This window comes from Streptomyces sp. MS191 (assembly GCF_008042125.1).
Lineage (GTDB): Bacteria > Actinomycetota > Actinomycetes > Streptomycetales > Streptomycetaceae > Streptomyces.
Map to the genome: position 1 here is coordinate 1,763 of NZ_RDBI01000081.1, position 15,908 is coordinate 17,670.

Consider the following 15,908-nt stretch of genomic DNA (forward strand, 5'->3'; position numbering starts at 1 on the left):
CCCCCACCGGCGTCACGGCGGCCTCCGGCAGCGCGACCACCGTCCACGTCATGTGGAGCGCCGCGACCGACGACCGCGCCGTGGCCGGCTACGAGGTCTACGAGCGGGGCCGCAAGGTGAGAGACCTGCCGGCCACGACCCTCATGACCGACATCGTGAACCTGACGCCCGCCACCCCCTACTCCTTCACGGTCCGCGCCCGCGACGCCGCCGGGAACCGCTCGCCACACAGCGTGACGGTCCCGGCGACCACCCTCGCCGCGAGCGCGCGCGACCGCACCCCCCCGACCACGCCGGCATCCCTGCGCGGCGCCGCCGACGGCAGCCGCGCCGCCACCCTGACCTGGACTCCCGCCCGCGACGACACGAGAGTGACGGCCTACGACGTCTACCAGGCGGACACCCGCGTCCACACCGTCCCCGGCACCGTCACCACCACCCGCGTCACGACGCTCCGCCCCGGCACGATCTACTCCTTCACGGTCCGCGCCCGCGACGCCGCCGAGAACTCCTCCCCGGACAGCAACACCCTCGACGTCACCACCGCCGCCGCTCCCGGCGCGCCCCCGAACACCGCCCCCACCGACCTGGAGGCGACGGCCGGGCGCGGCGAGATCACCCTGACCTGGACCCCGCCGAGGACCGACGCCCCGATCGAACAGCACCAGCTCTACCTGAACGGCAGGTTCGCCACGACCGTCGTCTGGGGAGCGGAGCCCCCACCGGGCCGCGCCACCTACACCTTCACGGTCCAGGACCCACCGGGCACCCGCTACAGCGTCACCCTGCGCGCCAGGCTCCCGGACGGCACCTGGGGCGACTTCTCCGCGCAGCGGACGGTGGTGGTGCCGGCGCGCTGACACCCCGGCGCGCCCGTCGTGGAACGACGTCCTCCGCCCTCCGGAACTACCCTGGAGGCGTGGCTGCCACCGTGCTCTCCAACACCGGGCTCGACACGTTCCTCGACGGCGCCCCCGAGCGCCACGACCCCTCCTACGTGCGGGCCGCCGACGCCGTGCTCGGGCTCCTGGCGCTGCGCGGGGCCGAACGGCGCGCGGGCCTGCCCGAGCCGACCGTGGAGTTGGTGCGGCATCTGCTCGTCGAGGACGCGCCGACCTTCGTCTACGCGACGCCCGAGGAGCTGGCGGCCTACCCCGCCGTGCTCGTCGCGCTCACCGAGCGGATCCGGGAGGCCGGGCGGCTCAACGGGAAGCGGCAGGCCCGGATCGTGACCGCGATCGAGGAGACCGTGCCCGACTTCGAGCGGGCGATGAACGACCCCGGCAACCTCACCTGGCAGCGCTGGTACGCCTCGCTGCTGCGGGCCGACGGCACCGACCCCGGCGACGCGGCCGCCGTCCTCGGCTGGCTCGCCGCCCACGAGGGCGTCACGACCCCGGACGGGCTGCGCCGCGCCGACCTGATGAACCGGAGCGAACTCGCCGACGCCATCCTCGCCGAGGCCCTGACCGGCGCGTACGTACGGGACGCCGAGGCGCCCTCGCCCGCCGGGCCGCTGCTCTCCGACTCGGACGTCGCCCACGGCGTCGGCCGGGTGGCGGGCGAACTGGTCGACCGCTGGACCGCCGAGGGCCTGGCCGGGGCGCTCTCGGGGCCGTACGCCCATCTGGCCCCCGGGCCGGAGGCGTTCCCCCATCTGGTCCTGGCCGACACCCTTCTGGACGAACACCTCGACTACTACGGGGACTCCACCGTGCCCCTCCCGCCACCGCCCGCGGAGCCGCACGATCCGCAGCGCTCCGTGGAGGCCGCCGCCGACCTGCTCGCCGCGGCCGTCGACGAGATGAAGGCCGAGACGGGCGGGCTCTACGACGGCGAGGCCGCCCACCTGCTGTACGCGCTCTACCAGCGCGGCTCCAGCGCCGAGTCGGTGGCCCGCAGGGCCGCCGAGTTCGAGGACTGGCCGGTCGATCCGCGCCTGGAGGACGCGCCCGTACCCGTACCGGCCACGGCCCAGGCCCCCGGCGACTACCGGCTGCCCTCCGCCGAGGAGCTGACCCGGCTCGTCGGGCGGACCGTCACCGACGACGACCGGGCGCGGCTGGAGCCGTCCGCCCGGACCATGGCCGACACCGTCGACCGGCTCACCGGGACGGGCATGGTCTTCCGCGCCGGTGACGCCTTCGGCCTCACCCCGCAGGGCGTCGAGGTCCTCCACTACCTGCTGAGGGTCCGGCACGTCGCGGCCCCCGACGCCGCCGAGGCCGCCGCCTGGGACGCCCCGACGGTGGTCGCCGCGGCCGAGGGCTGGTCCGGTCCCGCCGCCGCGCGCGTCCTCGCCGACTGGCTCCGCGCCCGGGGTGACGACGCCGACGCGTGGTCGGCGCTGCTCGCCGCCCTCGGCACCGTCAACGCCGGGACCCACGAGGCCTCCGACACCCGCGCGCTGTTCGGCCTCCTGGACGGCGCCGCGGCCCCCCTGGAGGCGCTGCGCGGCGCCGTCGCCGACCCGGTCGTCGGCGCGTCCGTGGCCGACACCCTCCGCGCCCGGGGCGAGACCGTGGACGAGACCCTCGTACCGCTGTCCGCCTACGCCCTCGCCGTACTGGACGAGCTGACCCGGGCGCCCGGCCGGGCCGCCTTCGACGTCGCGGCCGAAGGGTGGCCCGGCGGCGCGACCGCCCTGATCAAGGAGATGGTGGCGGCCGATCCGCACCAGGCCGAACGCACCCTGGTGCGCCTGGGGGTGGCCCGTCCGCAGGCGCGCACGGAGCGACGGGCGCGACGCCGGGTGAGGCGCCGCGCCCGCTGAACCCCGTGGGGGGTCGGAAGAGGGGTCAGGAGAGCGCCGAGAGGTAGATCCCGGACGTGCCCGCCCCCGCCGTGTTGCGGCAGCTGTGGTTGCCGGTCGGTCGCGCCTGGATCAGGGCCAGGCAGCGGCCGAGGGCGAGCTGGCCGTAGTAGTTGGGGTGCACGGACTCCTGGACCGGTCCCTGGGTTTCGTTGCTGTCGATCCAGCGGGCCCACTCGCTGCTCGTGATCGAGGCCGGCACCGTGGCACTCACCTGCTTCGACGCCTTGGCGCAGACCTCACGGCCCTGGAGCAGGTCCCGCAGGTCCATGAACTGGGTGCCCTTGGCGGCGGCGACGGCCTTCAGCCGGTCGGAGACCTGCGGGACGAGCGAGTCCCGCGCCCAGTCGGAGTCGAGGTTCCAGAACGGGCACCCGCCCGTGTTGACGCGGCTCCAGCCGCTCTCCGTGTAGCGGTTGTCGGCGGCGCGGGGGATGGGGGACGGGTAGGACTGGAGCACGATCCGGTAGGCGGAGGCCGCGTAACCGGCGCCGGACATCACCGCGCGGATCTCGTCGACCGACTTGGCGACGTTCGCCATCGCGCCGTCGATCCTGGCGTCGACCTCGGCCTGCTGGTCGTCGTGGCAGTAGGAGTACCAGACGATGTAGTCGGTGGCGCAGGTGCGGATGATGTCCGAGAAGCCCAGGTCGTTGCCGCCGACCGACAGCACGATCATCCGGACGTCGTTCGCGGCGGCGACCGCCGCGAGCTGGTCGGCCTGCGGCGCCTCGCCCTTGTACGCCTGTCCGCCCTGCGAGGACCGGAACACGTTCTGCGTCGTGGCGCCGGAGCAGGCCAGGTTGACGAGGGTGGCGGCGATCGCGCCGGCGCTGCGCACCTCGGCGGAGTCGGAGCGGTGGCAGCCGTTGGCCGCCGTGGCGCCGTACACGCGGGCGGGGTCGTACGTGCTGCCCGTCCAAGCCCGGTCGGTGCCGTTGCGACTGCCGGTGTTGGTGAGGCTGTTGCCCTGCCAGCGTCCGGCCTCGCCGGAGATGTAGCTGTCGCCCATGGTCACGACGGCGGTGGGGCCGGAGCCGGGACTCGCGGCGGCGGGGGCGGCGCCGGTGCCGACCAGCCCGCCGAGGGCGAGGGGCAGGGCGAGCGCGGCGGCGGCGGGTCTGTGGAGTGCGCGGTGGGGGGTGGTGCGCATGGCGGAGTTCTCCTGCGTCGGTGCAGAGGAGCGGGGGACTGCCGCCGGCCGGTGGCATGGCGGAATCTCGCATGCCGTGGCTTGTTACCGCTAGGTAGCTGCGTATCTCGGTTGCGTCACATGCCCTGTGAAACGCACCGGAGCGAAAAGGGCTCCGCCCCCGGTGCTGTGCGTCACCGGGGGCGGAGCCTGTGTGCGGGCCGACGTACGGGAGTCCCGGAGGAGCCGTAGGGAGCCGGGGGGTACGGGTGCTGCGCGGCTGCTGTGCGGGTCAGCCGACCAGCTGTTCGTACGCGGGGAGGGTCAGGAAGTCGGCGTAGTCGGCGTCCAGCGAGACGTGCAGCAGGAGGTCGTGGGCCTGCTGCCACTTGCCGGCCGCGAAGGCCTCCTCGCCGATCTCCTCGCGGATCGCGGCCAGTTCCTCGGCGGCCACCTCGCGCGCCAGCTCCGGCGTGGCCTTCACCGTCTCGCCGTCGTGCTCGAACTCGACACCGGCGTTGATCCACTGCCAGATCTGCGAGCGGGAGATCTCGGCGGTCGCCGCGTCCTCCATCAGGTTGAAGATCGCGACGGCGCCGAGGCCGCGCAGCCAGGCCTCGATGTACCGGGTGCCGACCTGGACGGCGTTGCGCAGGCCCTCGTAGGTCGGCCGCGCGTCCAGGGAGGCGATGTCGATCAGCTCCGGGCCCTCGACGTGCACGTCCTCGCGCAGCCGGTCCTTCTGGTTCGGCCTGTCGCCGAGCACCGCGTCGAAGGAGGCCATCGCGATCGGGACCAGGTCCGGGTGGGCGACCCAGGAGCCGTCGAAGCCGTCGCCCGCCTCGCGGTCCTTGTCCGCCTTGACCTTCTCGAAGGCGACCTTGTTGACCTCGGCGTCGCGCCGCGACGGGATGAAGGCGGCCATGCCGCCGATCGCGTGCGCGCCCCGCTTGTGGCAGGTGCGGACGAGCAGTTCGGTGTACGCGCGCATGAACGGCGCGGTCATGGTGACCAGGTTGCGGTCCGGCAGCACGAACTTGGCGCCGCCGTCACGGAAGTTCTTGACGATGGAGAAGAGGTAGTCCCAGCGGCCCGCGTTCAGTCCCGCCGCGTGGTCGCGGAGCTCGTAGAGGATCTCCTCCATCTCGTACGCGGCCGTGATCGTCTCGATCAGGACGGTGGCGCGCACGGTGCCCTGCGGGAGGCCGACGTAGTCCTGCGCGTACACGAAGACGTCGTTCCAGAGGCGGGCCTCCAGGTGCGACTCCGTCTTCGGGAGGTAGAAGTACGGGCCCTTGCCGAGCTCCACGAGGCGCTTGGCGTTGTGGAAGAAGTACAGGCCGAAGTCGACCAGGGCGCCGGGGACCGGGCGGCCCTCGAAGGTCAGGTGCCGCTCCTCCAGGTGCCAGCCGCGGGGGCGCATGACGACCGTGGCCAGCTCCTCGGCCGGCTTGAGCGCGTAGGACTTGCCCGACTTCGGGTCGGTGAAGTCGATCTTCCGGGTGTAGGCGTCGATCAGGTTGACCTGACCGAGGACCACGTTCTCCCAGGTCGGCGCCGAGGCGTCCTCGAAGTCGGCGAGCCAGACCTTCGCACCCGAGTTCAGCGCGTTGATCGTCATCTTCCGGTCCGTCGGGCCGGTGATCTCGACGCGGCGGTCGTTCAGGGCCGCCGGGGCGGGCGCGACCTTCCAGGAGTCGTCGGCACGGACGGCCGCGGTCTCCGGGAGGAAGCCGAGGGTGGACGTGCGGGCGATCTCGGCGCGGCGCTCCGCCCGGCGGGCGAGGAGCTCGTCCCGGCGCGGCGTGAACCGCCGGTGCAGCTCCGCCACGAAGGCGAGGGCGGCGTCGGTGAGCACCTCCTCCTGCCGCGGCAGGGGCTCGGCTTCGACGACGGCCAGGGGGGACGGCGCTGGTGCGGACATGAACTGTCACTTCCTTCAGCGGGCTTCACGGGCGGTGCCTTGCGGCCGCCGGGCGTCACGGAAGCGGCACTGCGTGCCACGGTGCCGGGATACGGCCGCGAGCGCCGTCAGAGGTATCAGGCGCTTCTGAACAGTGGATACTAGTTTCCTCATGGTGGAAGTTCAATGGTTTGTTGATGTCGAGATACTCCGGATCGACAGACCGTGGCGCTCGGTGCCAGGTCTCTCACTCAAGGTGCGCCAGATCGGCCTCCGTGTCGATGTCGTAGGGCTCGGCCACATCCGAACAGTCCACCAGCGTGATCGCATCCCGATGGGCCTTCAGGAAGTCGCGTGCCCCCTGGTCGCCGACCGCACCCCCCGCGACGGCCGCCCAGCGGTCCGCGCCGAAGAGCACCGGATGGCCGCGTCTGCCGTCGTACGAGGCCGCCGCCAGGGAACCGCGGGAGCGGTAGGCCGACCGGACCCGCGCCACCGCCGGCGCCCCGATCCCCGGCTGGTCCACCAGACTCACCAGGGCCGCGTCCACCGGCAGCGCCTCGGCTGCCAGCGAGCCGAGGCCCACGCGCAGCGAGGAGCCCATGCCCTCGGCCCAGTCCGGGTTGTCCACCAGGACGCAGCCGGGCAGGACCGCCCGCTCGCGTACGAGCTCGGCGGAGGCCCCGAGAACCACGTGGACCACCTCGCAGCCGCCATCGCGCAGCGCGCGCACCGCGTGCTCCACCAGCGGCCGGCCGCGGTGGGGGAGCAGGGCCTTGGGTCGCCCGCCGAGGCGGCGCCCGCCGCCCGCGGCGAGGAGGAGACCGGCCACCAGGGGCCGGGTGTGCTGTGCATCCGTCATGAGGGATGCATACCGCATGACGGCCCGGGACACGGATGCCTGAAATTGCGTCCGCGGAGTGGCGCGGCGGGCGCGCGATGGCGTTAACTGGCCCGCGACCCCCGGCGCCTGACCACCGTTCGAAGGGTCCGGTTCGGAGTGGGCGTTCGGCGCGCGATGTCGTGCGAGGGGGAGAACTTTGTTGCGAAGTGTTGGGCAGAGGCGTGTGACAACCGGCAGCGGCGAGGACCCGAGAGTGGCGGAGCTGCGTGCCGCCGTCTCCCGACTGCGCCGTGAACTCGCCGGCCACCGCGCCGAGTTCGCCGACCGCGGCATCGCCGAGGACGAGCTCGCGTCGCTGGACGCGATGGCCGTGAGCGGCGTGCCGGAGATCCGCAGGCTGCGCCGGTCCCTGCTGCTGATCGCGGGTGCGGTCGGCTCCGTCAGCGCCTTGGCGAACGGCCTCGCGGGCGTCCGCAACGCCGTGGAACTGTTCGGCGAGCCGCCGCGGGGCGCCTGAGGCACTCCGGCGGCGGCCGAGGCGCGGCACCGAGGCCTGCCGGCCGGTGCCACCGGCCGGGGGCGCCCCGCACGACTACCGCCGGATCAGCCGCCGTGCCGTCGCCGCCGCCACCGCGGCCGTGCGCGAGTCGACCCCCAGCTTGGCGAAGACATGCACCAGATGGGACTTCACCGTCGCCTGGCTCAGGAAGAGCCGCTTGCTGATCTGCTGGTTCGACAGGCCCTCGCCCACCAGCTGCAGCACCTCCAGCTCCCGCTTCGTCAGCGCCTCCGCGGGCGTCCGCATCCGGTCCATCAGCCGGTGCGCCACCGCCGGGGCCAGCGCCGACTGGCCGGCGGCCGCCGTGCGGACGGCGGCGGCCAGCTCCTCGGGCGGCGCGTCCTTGAGCAGATAGCCCGAGGCTCCCGCCTCGACCGCCGCCAGGATGTCGGCGTCCGTGTCGTACGTGGTCAGGACCAGCACCCGCGGCCCGCCCCGTACGGCCGTGATCGCCGCGGTCGCCTCCGAGCCGTGCATACCCGCCCCGAACTGCAGGTCCATCAGCACCACGTCCACCCCGCCCGCCGCGGCCAGCTCCACCGCGCGCTCGGCCGTCGCCGCCTCGCCGACCACGGCGAAGTCGGGCTCCGTGTCCAGGACCGCGCGGAGTCCCGCCCGGACCACCGGATGGTCGTCGGCCAGAAGAAGACGGATCGTCATGACGGCGCTCCAGCGGGAAGAGGGAGGGACACGGCGACCGCCGTGCCCTGACCGGGCGCCGACTCCACGGTGAAGGTGCCGCCAAGCGACCGGGCCCGTGACCGCATCGCCGGCAGCCCGAAGCCGCCCTCCGCCGAGGGGGAGAGCCGGGCCGGATCGAAGCCCCGGCCGTCGTCCACCACGTCCAGCGTCACCGAGGCGTCCATGAAGGAGAGCGTGATCTCCGCCCGCGAGGCGTCCGCGTGCCGGACCGTGTTCGCCAGCGCCGACTGGGCGATCCGCAGCAGGGCCACCTCGTACGGGGTCGGCAGCTCCACCGGCGTGCCGCTCAGCGTGAACCGGGCCCGCAGCGGGCGGCCCGGAGCCGGCTCCTCCGCGGGGCCGCGGCCGGTCGTGGACGCCTGCTCCCGGCCGGTCGTGGACGTCTGCTCCCGGCCGGTCGTGGACGCCTGTCCCGGGCCTGCCGCGGACAGCCGTCCGGGCTCCTCCTCGGGCAGCCGTGCCGGGCCCGGCTCGCACAGTCGCTCCAGCGCCGCCGCGAGCGAGCCGTGCTCCAGGCCGGGCGGCGCCAGCGCCCGGACGAACCGGCGCGCCTCGGCCAGGTTGTCCTGCGCCGCCCGCCGGGCCCGTTCGACGTGGCCGGCCGCAGGGGAGTCCGGCGGCAGCGTCCGCTGCGCGGCCCGCAGCAGCAGCTGGATCGAGGACAGTCCCTGCGCCAGCGTGTCGTGGATCTCGCGGGCCAGGCGCTCCCGCTCCGCCAGCGTGCCGGCGTGCCGCTCGGCCGCCGCCAGCTCCGCCCGGGTCGACAGGAGCTCCTCGATCAGCCGCCGCCTCCGCTCGCTCTCGCGGTAGAGCGCCTGGTAGCCGAGCACCGTGGCCACCGCCACGGCCGCCCCGAGCAGCGGACCGATGAACACCCCCGGGTTGAGGGCGTCGCCGCGGCGCACGTAGGAGAGGATCGCCGCGCAGGCGGTGAGCGCCACCGCGGGCAGCGACCAGCGCACGGGCAGCAGGTGCAGCTGGAGGAAGTACAGCGGGAACGCCACCCACAGGCCCTCCGGCGTCAGCCACAGCAGCACGAGCCACGAGGCGCACAGCGCCGCCAGCCACAGGCCGGCCGCGCGCCGGGAGGTGCGCACCGACGGCAGCAGCGAACCGGCGGCGTAGACCGCGCCGGTGACCGCGGCCGCCGCCACCCCGGCGGCGGAGTCCGCCCGGACCGCCGCCAGGACCAGCAGGCCCGCCATCAGCAGGTGCAGGCACAGGCGCACCACGCGCAGGGCAGGGGTGAGGGAACGGGGATCCATGATCTGTCCAGCGTAGGCCGGGGCCGACCATCCGGACTCAACCGAAAGTTTGATTGCGGAGCCATCCGTGGCGCGATGCCCGGCCCGGGCCCCGGCCAGCAGTCTTGGTCCCATGTTCGTGGCTTGGAAAGACCTGAGATTCGCCAAGGGGCGATTCACCCTGATGGGCACGGTGATCGTGCTGATCACCCTGCTCGTCGGCCTGTTGTCCGGGCTGACCGCCGGACTCGCCCGCGAGAACGTCTCGGCGATCACGGGACTGCCGGCCGACCGGCTGGCCTTCGCCGCGCCACCCGCCGGCCGGCCGGTCTCCTTCACCGACTCGACGGTGACGCAGGCGCAGTGGCGCCGGTGGGCGGAGCGGCCCGGGGTGACGAGCGCCGAGCCGCTCGGGATCCGGACACTGGGCGGCGTCGCCGGGGACCGGACGGCCTCCGTCTCCGCCTTCGGCACGGAGCCGGGATCGGGTCTCGGCCCCGAGAGCGAACGGCTCGGGCCGGGCCGGGTCGTGCTGTCGCGGTCCGCGGCCGAGGAGCTGGGGACCGCGGTGGGCGGCACCGTGCGCCTCGGACCGCTGGAGGCCGTCGTCGCGGCGGTCGCGGGCGACGCCTCGTACAGCCACACGCCCGTCGTGTGGACCTCGCTCGACGACTGGCAGAAGATCGGGCACAGCGGCACCACGCCCGACGAGCAGGCCACCGTCATCGTCCTGAGGGCAGGCGACGGCGCCGATCTCGGGGCCGGCGACCGGGCGTCGGGCACCGAGGCGAGGAGCGTCGACGGGGCGCTCACCGCCATAGGGTCCTACCAGGCGGAGAACGGCTCCCTGCAGCTGATGCGAGGCTTCCTCTTCGCCATCTCCGCGCTCGTCATAGGAGCCTTCTTCACGGTCTGGACGATCCAGCGCAGCGGCGACGTGGCCGTCCTCAAGGCGCTGGGCGCCTCCACGCCGTACCTGCTGAGGGACGCCCTCGGGCAGGCGGTGCTGATGCTCGGCGCCGGGACGCTGCTGGGCACCGGACTCGCGGTCTCCATCGGCGCGCTCGTCAGCGGCGGCGACGTGCCCTTCGTCCTGGAACCGGCGACCGTGCTCGGCCCGGCCGCCGTGATGATCCTCCTCGGCGTGCTCGGCGCCGGACTCTCCATCCGGCGCATCACCGCCGTCGACCCTCTGACCGCACTCGGGAGCGCCCGATGAGCCTGATCCTCGACGATGTCACGCTGACCTACCCCGACGGGGACGGGCGGCTCACCGCCCTCGACGCGATCGGGCTGGAGGTCCCGGCCGGCAGCGTCACGGCCGTCGTGGGGCCCTCGGGATCGGGCAAGTCCAGCCTGCTCGCGGTCGCGGCGACGCTCGTGACCCCGGACCGGGGCCGGGTGGTCGTGGCCGGCACGGACACCGGTCCGCTGGACGCGGCGGCCAGGGCGGCGCTGCGGCGGGAGCGGATCGGGATCGTCTTCCAGCAGCCCAACCTGCTGCCGTCCCTGACGGCCGCGGAGCAGTTGCAGGTGATGGCGCACCTCTCGGGGGGCCGGCCGAAGGCGGCGCGCGCGCGGGCCGCGGACCTGCTCGACGCCGTCGGCCTCGCCGACCTCGCCGGCCGCCGCCCGCACCAGCTCTCCGGCGGCCAGCGCCAGCGCGTCAACATCGCCCGGGCCCTGATGAACGAGCCCGCCGTGCTGCTCGTGGACGAGCCGACCAGCGCGCTGGACCACGAGCGGGGCGCGGCGGTGGTGGACCTGCTCGCGACGCTGACCGCGGAACGCGGCACGGCGACGGTGCTGGTGACCCACGACCGCACGCACCTGGAGCGGGCGGACGCGACCGTCCTCGTACGGGACGGCCGGCTGGTGGACCCCGTGACGGTGCCGGGCGGGGCGGCGGCCTGACGACGCGGCGGAGTGGCGGTGGCGCGCGGCCACGTCGGGGCTCCCGGCCTGGCCGCCGTGCCGCCGGCCGGAGGCACCGGACGCGACCAGGTCCTGTCCGGGCGATCTTCTCGGGCCCGCGACGACGGCTGCGGCCCCTCGCGGCGTTGTCGGAGTCGCCCGAGTACACCCGGTACGAGGGCGATCCTCCGCCTTGCGATGCACCACATCCGACGCCGCGGGCCGATCCTCCACGATCGCCCGGACAGGACCCAGGGGCGCCCCGGGCCTCCAGGCCCGGGGCGCCCCTTGTCGTCGTGCTCCGCGGCTACGCCTGTCCGTTGCCCGCCGTGTTCGCGAGGGCCGCCGACAGCTCCCGGGCCACCTCCTGGAGGATCGGGACGATCTTCTCCGTCGCCGCCTCCGTCACGCGGCCCGCCGGGCCGGAGATCGAGATCGCCGCCGCAGTGGGGGAGTCGGGCACCGACACCGCGAGGCAGCGGACCCCTATCTCCTGCTCGTTGTCGTCGACCGCGTACCCGGCGTCGCGCACCACCGCGAGCGCGTCCAGGAAACCCTCGGGCGTCGTGATGGTCTTCTCGGTCGCGGCCGGCATGCCCGTCCGGGCGAGCAGCGCGCGGACCTCGTCCGCCGGGGTGTGGGCGAGCAGCGCCTTGCCCACGCCCGTCGAGTGCGGCAGGACGCGCCGGCCGACCTCGGTGAACATCCGCATCGAGTGCTTCGACGGCACCTGGGCGACGTAGACGATCTCGTCCCCGTCGAGCAGGGCCATGTTCGCGGTCTCGCCGGTCTCCTCGACCAGGCGCGCCAGATAGGGCCGGGCCCAGGTGCCGAGCAGCCGGGAGGCCGACTCCCCGAGCCGGATCAGCCGGGGGCCGAGCGCGTACCGGCGGTTCGACTGCTGGCGTACGTACCCGCAGGCCACCAGGGTGCGCATCAGCCGGTGGATGGTGGGCAGCGGCAGCCCGCTGCTGGCGGAGAGCTCGCTCAGCCCGACCTCGCCGCCGGCGTCGGCCATCCGCTCCAGGAGGTCGAAGGCGCGCTCAAGGGACTGGACGCCACCGCTCGCGGCAGCGGGCTTTGCGGCGTCGGTGGTGCTGGCGTTGGACGTCGGCACGTCGAGGTCCTTTCGAGGCGGGCGGGCAGGTCAGCAGCCTACCGGGCGACCCCGTCGTACACACGGCCCCGGTGCCGCCGCCCGGGCCGGTGCCGGGTGCGCGACGGGGGTGTTTGTCCGGTGTCGACGGCTGCCCGGAGGGGTCCCCGGACCTCCCCGCATGTGCGGAGCTACGTTCTACTGTACGAAATTTCGATTCCACTTCATGGAAACGTCCAAGAACGCCCGGTCGCGCCGGGGCGGGGCGGCGTCATGCTGGAAGCGTGCCCTTGACGGCATGTCGTCCTGAGTTCAGACTCCTTCAACAGTTCGTTGAATTTCTGCTGGGTGGAAGAAGAAGGGGTACGGGTGGACGTCAACCTGGTACTGCGCTCGACACGCGTCATCACCCCCGAGGGGACACGCCCCGCGTCGATCGCCGTCGCCGGCGGGACCATCGCCGCGGTGCTGCCGTACGACGCCGAGGTCCCGGCCGGTGCCCGGCTGGAGGACGTCGGCGACGACGTCGTGCTCCCCGGGCTCGTCGACACCCACGTGCACGTGAACGACCCGGGCCGCACCGAGTGGGAGGGGTTCTGGACCGCCACCCGCGCCGCCGCGGCGGGCGGCATCACCACCCTGCTCGACATGCCGCTCAACTCCCTGCCGCCGACGACCACCGTCGAGCACCTGCGGATCAAGCAGGAGGTCGCCCGGACGAAGGCGCACATCGACGTCGGCTTCTGGGGCGGCGCGCTGCCCGGCAACGTCAAGGACCTGCGCCCGCTGCACGACGCCGGCGTCTTCGGCTTCAAGTGCTTCCTGTCGCCGTCCGGCGTGGACGAGTTCCCCGAGCTCGACCAGGAGCAGCTGGCGAACTCCCTCGCCGAGGTCGCCGGTTTCGACGGGCTGATGATCGTGCACGCGGAGGACCCGCACCACCTCGCCGCCGCCCCGCAGAAGAGCGGCGGCAGGTACGCCGACTTCCTCGCGTCCCGCCCGCGGGACGCCGAGAACACCGCGATCGGGAACCTGATCGACCAGGCCCGCCGTCTCGACGCGCGCGTCCACGTCCTGCACCTGTCCTCCTCGGACGCGCTGCCGCTGATCGCCGCGGCCAAGGCCGAGGGGCTCTCCGTGACGGTCGAGACCTGCCCGCACTTCCTCACCCTCACCGCGGAGGAGGTGCCGGACGGCGCGACGGAGTTCAAGTGCTGCCCGCCGATCCGGGAGGCGTCGAACCAGGACGCGCTCTGGCAGGGCCTGGCGGACGGGACGATCGACTGCATCGTCTCCGACCACTCGCCCTCCACCGCCGACCTGAAGACCCCCGACTTCGCCTCCGCCTGGGGCGGCATCTCCTCCCTGCAGCTCGGCCTGCCGGCGATCTGGACCGAGGCCCGCCGCCGCGGCCACGACCTGACCGACATCGTCCGCTGGATGTCCGAAGGCCCGGCCCGGCTCGCCGGCCTGGACCGCAAGGGCGCCATCAAGGCCGGCCGCGACGCCGACTTCGCGGTCCTCGACCCCGAGGCCACCTTCACCGTCGACCCCGCCGAGCTGGAGCACCGCAACCGGGTCACCGCCTACGCCGGCCGGACCCTGCACGGCGTCGTGCGGTCCACCTGGCTGCGCGGCGAGCGCATCGCCGTCGACGGCACCCTCGCCGAGCCCTCCGGCCGCCTCCTCGAAAGGAACAACTGACCCGTGACCGGCATACCCTCCTTCACCGGCGACGCCAGCCCCTACGGCGGCGGCGACCCGTACGCGGACTACCGCACCGCCGACTTCCCCTTCACGCAGTACGCCGACCTCGCCGACCGGCGGCTCGGCGCCGGAGTGATCGCCGCGAACGACGAGTTCTTCGCCGAGCGCGAGAACATGCTCAAGCCGGAGGCCGCCGAGTTCGACCCCGAGCACTTCGGGCACAAGGGCAAGATCATGGACGGCTGGGAGACCCGCCGCCGCCGCGGCGTGTCCGCCCAGGAGCCGCACCCCACCGCCGACGACCACGACTGGGCGCTGGTACGTCTCGGCGCCCCGGGCGTCGTCCGCGGCGTCGTCGTCGACACCGCGCACTTCCGCGGCAACTACCCGCAGGCCGTGTCGGTCGAGGCGGCCTCGGTCGCGGGCTCGCCCTCCCCCGAGGAGCTGCTGGCCGACGACGTGAAGTGGACGACCCTCGTCCCGCGCACCGCGATCGGCGGCCACGCGGCCAACGGCTTCGCCGTCGCCGTCGAGCAGCGCTTCACCCACCTGCGGGTCAACCAGCACCCCGACGGCGGCATCGCGCGGCTGCGCGTGTACGGAGAGGTGGCCCCCGACCCGCGCTGGCTCGGCGTGCTCGGCACCTTCGACCTCGCGGCGCTGGAGAACGGCGGCCAGGTCGAGGACGCCTCGGACCGCTTCTACTCGCCGGCGACCAACACCATCCAGCCCGGCCGGTCCCGCAAGATGGACGACGGCTGGGAGACCCGCCGCCGCCGGGACAAGGGCAACGACTGGATCCGCTACAGCCTGGCGGCCGAGTCCGAGATCCGCGCGGTCGAGATCGACACGGCCTACCTCAAGGGCAACAGCGCGGGCTGGGCGGCGCTCTCCGTGGCGGCCGAGGGCTCCGAGGACTGGACCGAGATCCTGCCCCGGACCCGCCTCCAGCCCGACACCAACCACCGGTTCGTCCTGGACACCCCGGCCGTCGGCTCCCGCGTCCGGATCGACATCTACCCCGACGGCGGCATCTCCCGCCTCCGTCTCTTCGGCTCCCTCACCGAAGCGGGCACGGCGCGGCTGACGGCCCGCCACCAGGAACTGGGCGGGTAACGACACCCCGCCCGGCACGCGAAGGCGCACCGGCCCGACAGCCCCGGTGCGCCTTCGCGCTATCCGCCCGACACTCCCGGACGCCCCGGAGCGCCGCAGCCCTCAGGCGGCGTGTCCGCCGTCGACCGAGAACTCGGCGCCCGTCACGTACTCCGCTCCCGGACCCGCCAGGAACGCCACCATCGCGGCGACCTCGTCCGGGACACCGAACCGGCCCAGCGCCGTCAGCGCCGTCTGCCCCGGCGCGTACGGGCCGTCCGCCGGGTTCATGTCGGTGTCGACCGGGCCCGGATGGACCAGGTTGGCCGTGATACCGCGCCCGCCCAGGTCCCGGGCCAGCCCCTTCGTCAGGCCGACGAGCGCGGACTTGCTCGTCGCGTAGAGGGTTCCGCCGGGTCCCGGCACCCGCGCCGTCATACAGGTGCCGATCGTGATGATCCGGCCGCCGCGCCCCATCCGGCCCGCCGCCGCCTGTGCCGCCAGGAAGGCCGCCCGCACGTTGACCGCGAGCACCCGGTCCACGTCCGCCAGGGACAGGCTCTCCAGCGGGCCGAGGACGCCGATACCGGCGTTGTTGACCAGGACGTCGAGCCGGCCGAGCGCGTCGGCGGCCCACTCCACCGCGCCCGCCGCGTCCCCGGCGTCGGCCGCGTCGGCCCGCAGGGCCGAAGCCCTGCGCCCCAGCACCTCGATCGCCGCCGCGACCTCCCGCGCGCGCTCCTCGCCCCGGACGTAGGTGAAGGCGACGTCGGCCCCCTCACGGGCCAGCCGCAGGGCCGTCGCGGCCCCTATGCCGCGGCTGCCGCCCGTCACCAGGACCGCCTTGCCGTACATCGTGGACATGTCGAACCTCCAGGGAGAACGCGTACGTGGTTTCGC

The 15,908-nt window shown here is 74.0% G+C and carries 14 protein-coding genes; 7 read left to right on the forward strand and 7 right to left on the reverse strand.

Annotation, left to right across the window (positions count from 1 at the left end):
- Together EAO71_RS34145 and EAO71_RS34150 are read left to right on the forward strand one after the other, a co-directional pair.
- Positions 1-860: fibronectin type III domain-containing protein (locus EAO71_RS34145; RefSeq protein WP_147981817.1), on the forward strand; the 860-nt coding region annotated here is incomplete at its 5' end.
- 59 nt (positions 861-919) lie between these two features.
- Positions 920-2,773: a hypothetical protein gene (locus EAO71_RS34150; protein ID WP_147981707.1), complete on the forward strand. Its 1,854-nt coding sequence runs from the start codon at positions 920-922 to the stop codon at positions 2,771-2,773.
- 25 nt (positions 2,774-2,798) lie between these two features.
- Here the strand turns inward: EAO71_RS34150 and EAO71_RS34155 are convergent, their stop codons facing one another.
- The 3 genes from EAO71_RS34155 to EAO71_RS34165 form a co-directional block, all read right to left on the reverse strand.
- Positions 2,799-3,965 carry a GDSL-type esterase/lipase family protein gene (locus EAO71_RS34155; protein ID WP_147981708.1) on the reverse strand — a complete coding sequence of 389 codons (1,167 nt, stop codon included), beginning with the start codon at positions 3,963-3,965 and terminating at the stop codon, positions 2,799-2,801.
- A gap of 271 nt (positions 3,966-4,236) precedes the next feature.
- On the reverse strand, positions 4,237-5,868 hold the full coding sequence (gene aceB, locus EAO71_RS34160; protein ID WP_147981709.1) for a malate synthase A: 1,632 nt from the start codon (positions 5,866-5,868) through the stop codon (positions 4,237-4,239).
- 226 nt (positions 5,869-6,094) lie between these two features.
- Complete coding sequence (locus EAO71_RS34165; protein WP_261992485.1) at positions 6,095-6,709, reverse strand: nucleotidyltransferase family protein; 615 nt, start codon at positions 6,707-6,709, stop codon at positions 6,095-6,097.
- Positions 6,710-6,887: 178 nt separating this feature from the next.
- On the opposite strand from EAO71_RS34165, the gene EAO71_RS34170 reads away from it, so the two are divergent.
- Positions 6,888-7,208 (forward strand): DUF5955 family protein, encoded by a 321-nt coding sequence (locus tag EAO71_RS34170; RefSeq protein WP_147981711.1) that lies wholly within the window; start codon positions 6,888-6,890, stop codon positions 7,206-7,208.
- Positions 7,209-7,283: 75 nt separating this feature from the next.
- Here EAO71_RS34170 and EAO71_RS34175 read toward each other — a convergent pair whose 3' ends face one another.
- Complete coding sequence (locus EAO71_RS34175; protein WP_147981712.1) at positions 7,284-7,910, reverse strand: response regulator; 627 nt, start codon at positions 7,908-7,910, stop codon at positions 7,284-7,286.
- Entirely contained in the window at positions 7,907-9,217 is a 1,311-nt protein-coding gene (locus EAO71_RS34180; RefSeq protein ID WP_147981713.1) for a sensor histidine kinase, read from the reverse strand. Before EAO71_RS34180 ends, EAO71_RS34175 begins: the two co-directional genes overlap by 4 nt.
- Positions 9,218-9,329: 112 nt before the next feature.
- Between EAO71_RS34180 and EAO71_RS34185 the strand changes: the two genes are divergently transcribed.
- Together EAO71_RS34185 and EAO71_RS34190 are read left to right on the forward strand one after the other, a co-directional pair.
- Complete coding sequence (locus EAO71_RS34185) at positions 9,330-10,415, forward strand: ABC transporter permease (protein ID WP_147981714.1); 1,086 nt, start codon at positions 9,330-9,332, stop codon at positions 10,413-10,415.
- A complete protein-coding gene (locus EAO71_RS34190; protein WP_147981715.1) occupies positions 10,412-11,110 on the forward strand; it encodes an ABC transporter ATP-binding protein in 699 nt (232 codons plus the stop codon). The genes EAO71_RS34185 and EAO71_RS34190 overlap by 4 nt, the downstream gene beginning before the upstream one ends.
- 307 nt (positions 11,111-11,417) lie before the next feature.
- Here EAO71_RS34190 and EAO71_RS34195 read toward each other — a convergent pair whose 3' ends face one another.
- On the reverse strand, positions 11,418-12,227 hold the full coding sequence (locus EAO71_RS34195) for an IclR family transcriptional regulator (RefSeq protein WP_147981716.1): 810 nt from the start codon (positions 12,225-12,227) through the stop codon (positions 11,418-11,420).
- Between the two features lie 348 nt (positions 12,228-12,575).
- Here EAO71_RS34195 and allB point away from each other — a divergent pair, with 348 nt between their 5' ends.
- The gene (allB, locus tag EAO71_RS34200) at positions 12,576-13,910 is read left to right on the forward strand and encodes an allantoinase AllB (protein WP_147981717.1); all 1,335 of its coding nucleotides are present in this window, start codon (positions 12,576-12,578) and stop codon (positions 13,908-13,910) included.
- Positions 13,911-13,913: 3 nt separating this feature from the next.
- On the forward strand, positions 13,914-15,029 hold the full coding sequence (alc, locus tag EAO71_RS34205) for an allantoicase (protein WP_147981718.1): 1,116 nt from the start codon (positions 13,914-13,916) through the stop codon (positions 15,027-15,029).
- 102 nt (positions 15,030-15,131) lie between these two features.
- Here alc and EAO71_RS34210 read toward each other — a convergent pair whose 3' ends face one another.
- Positions 15,132-15,872 carry an SDR family NAD(P)-dependent oxidoreductase gene (locus EAO71_RS34210; protein WP_147981719.1) on the reverse strand — a complete coding sequence of 247 codons (741 nt, stop codon included), beginning with the start codon at positions 15,870-15,872 and terminating at the stop codon, positions 15,132-15,134.
- Positions 15,873-15,908: the final 36 nt, after the last annotated feature.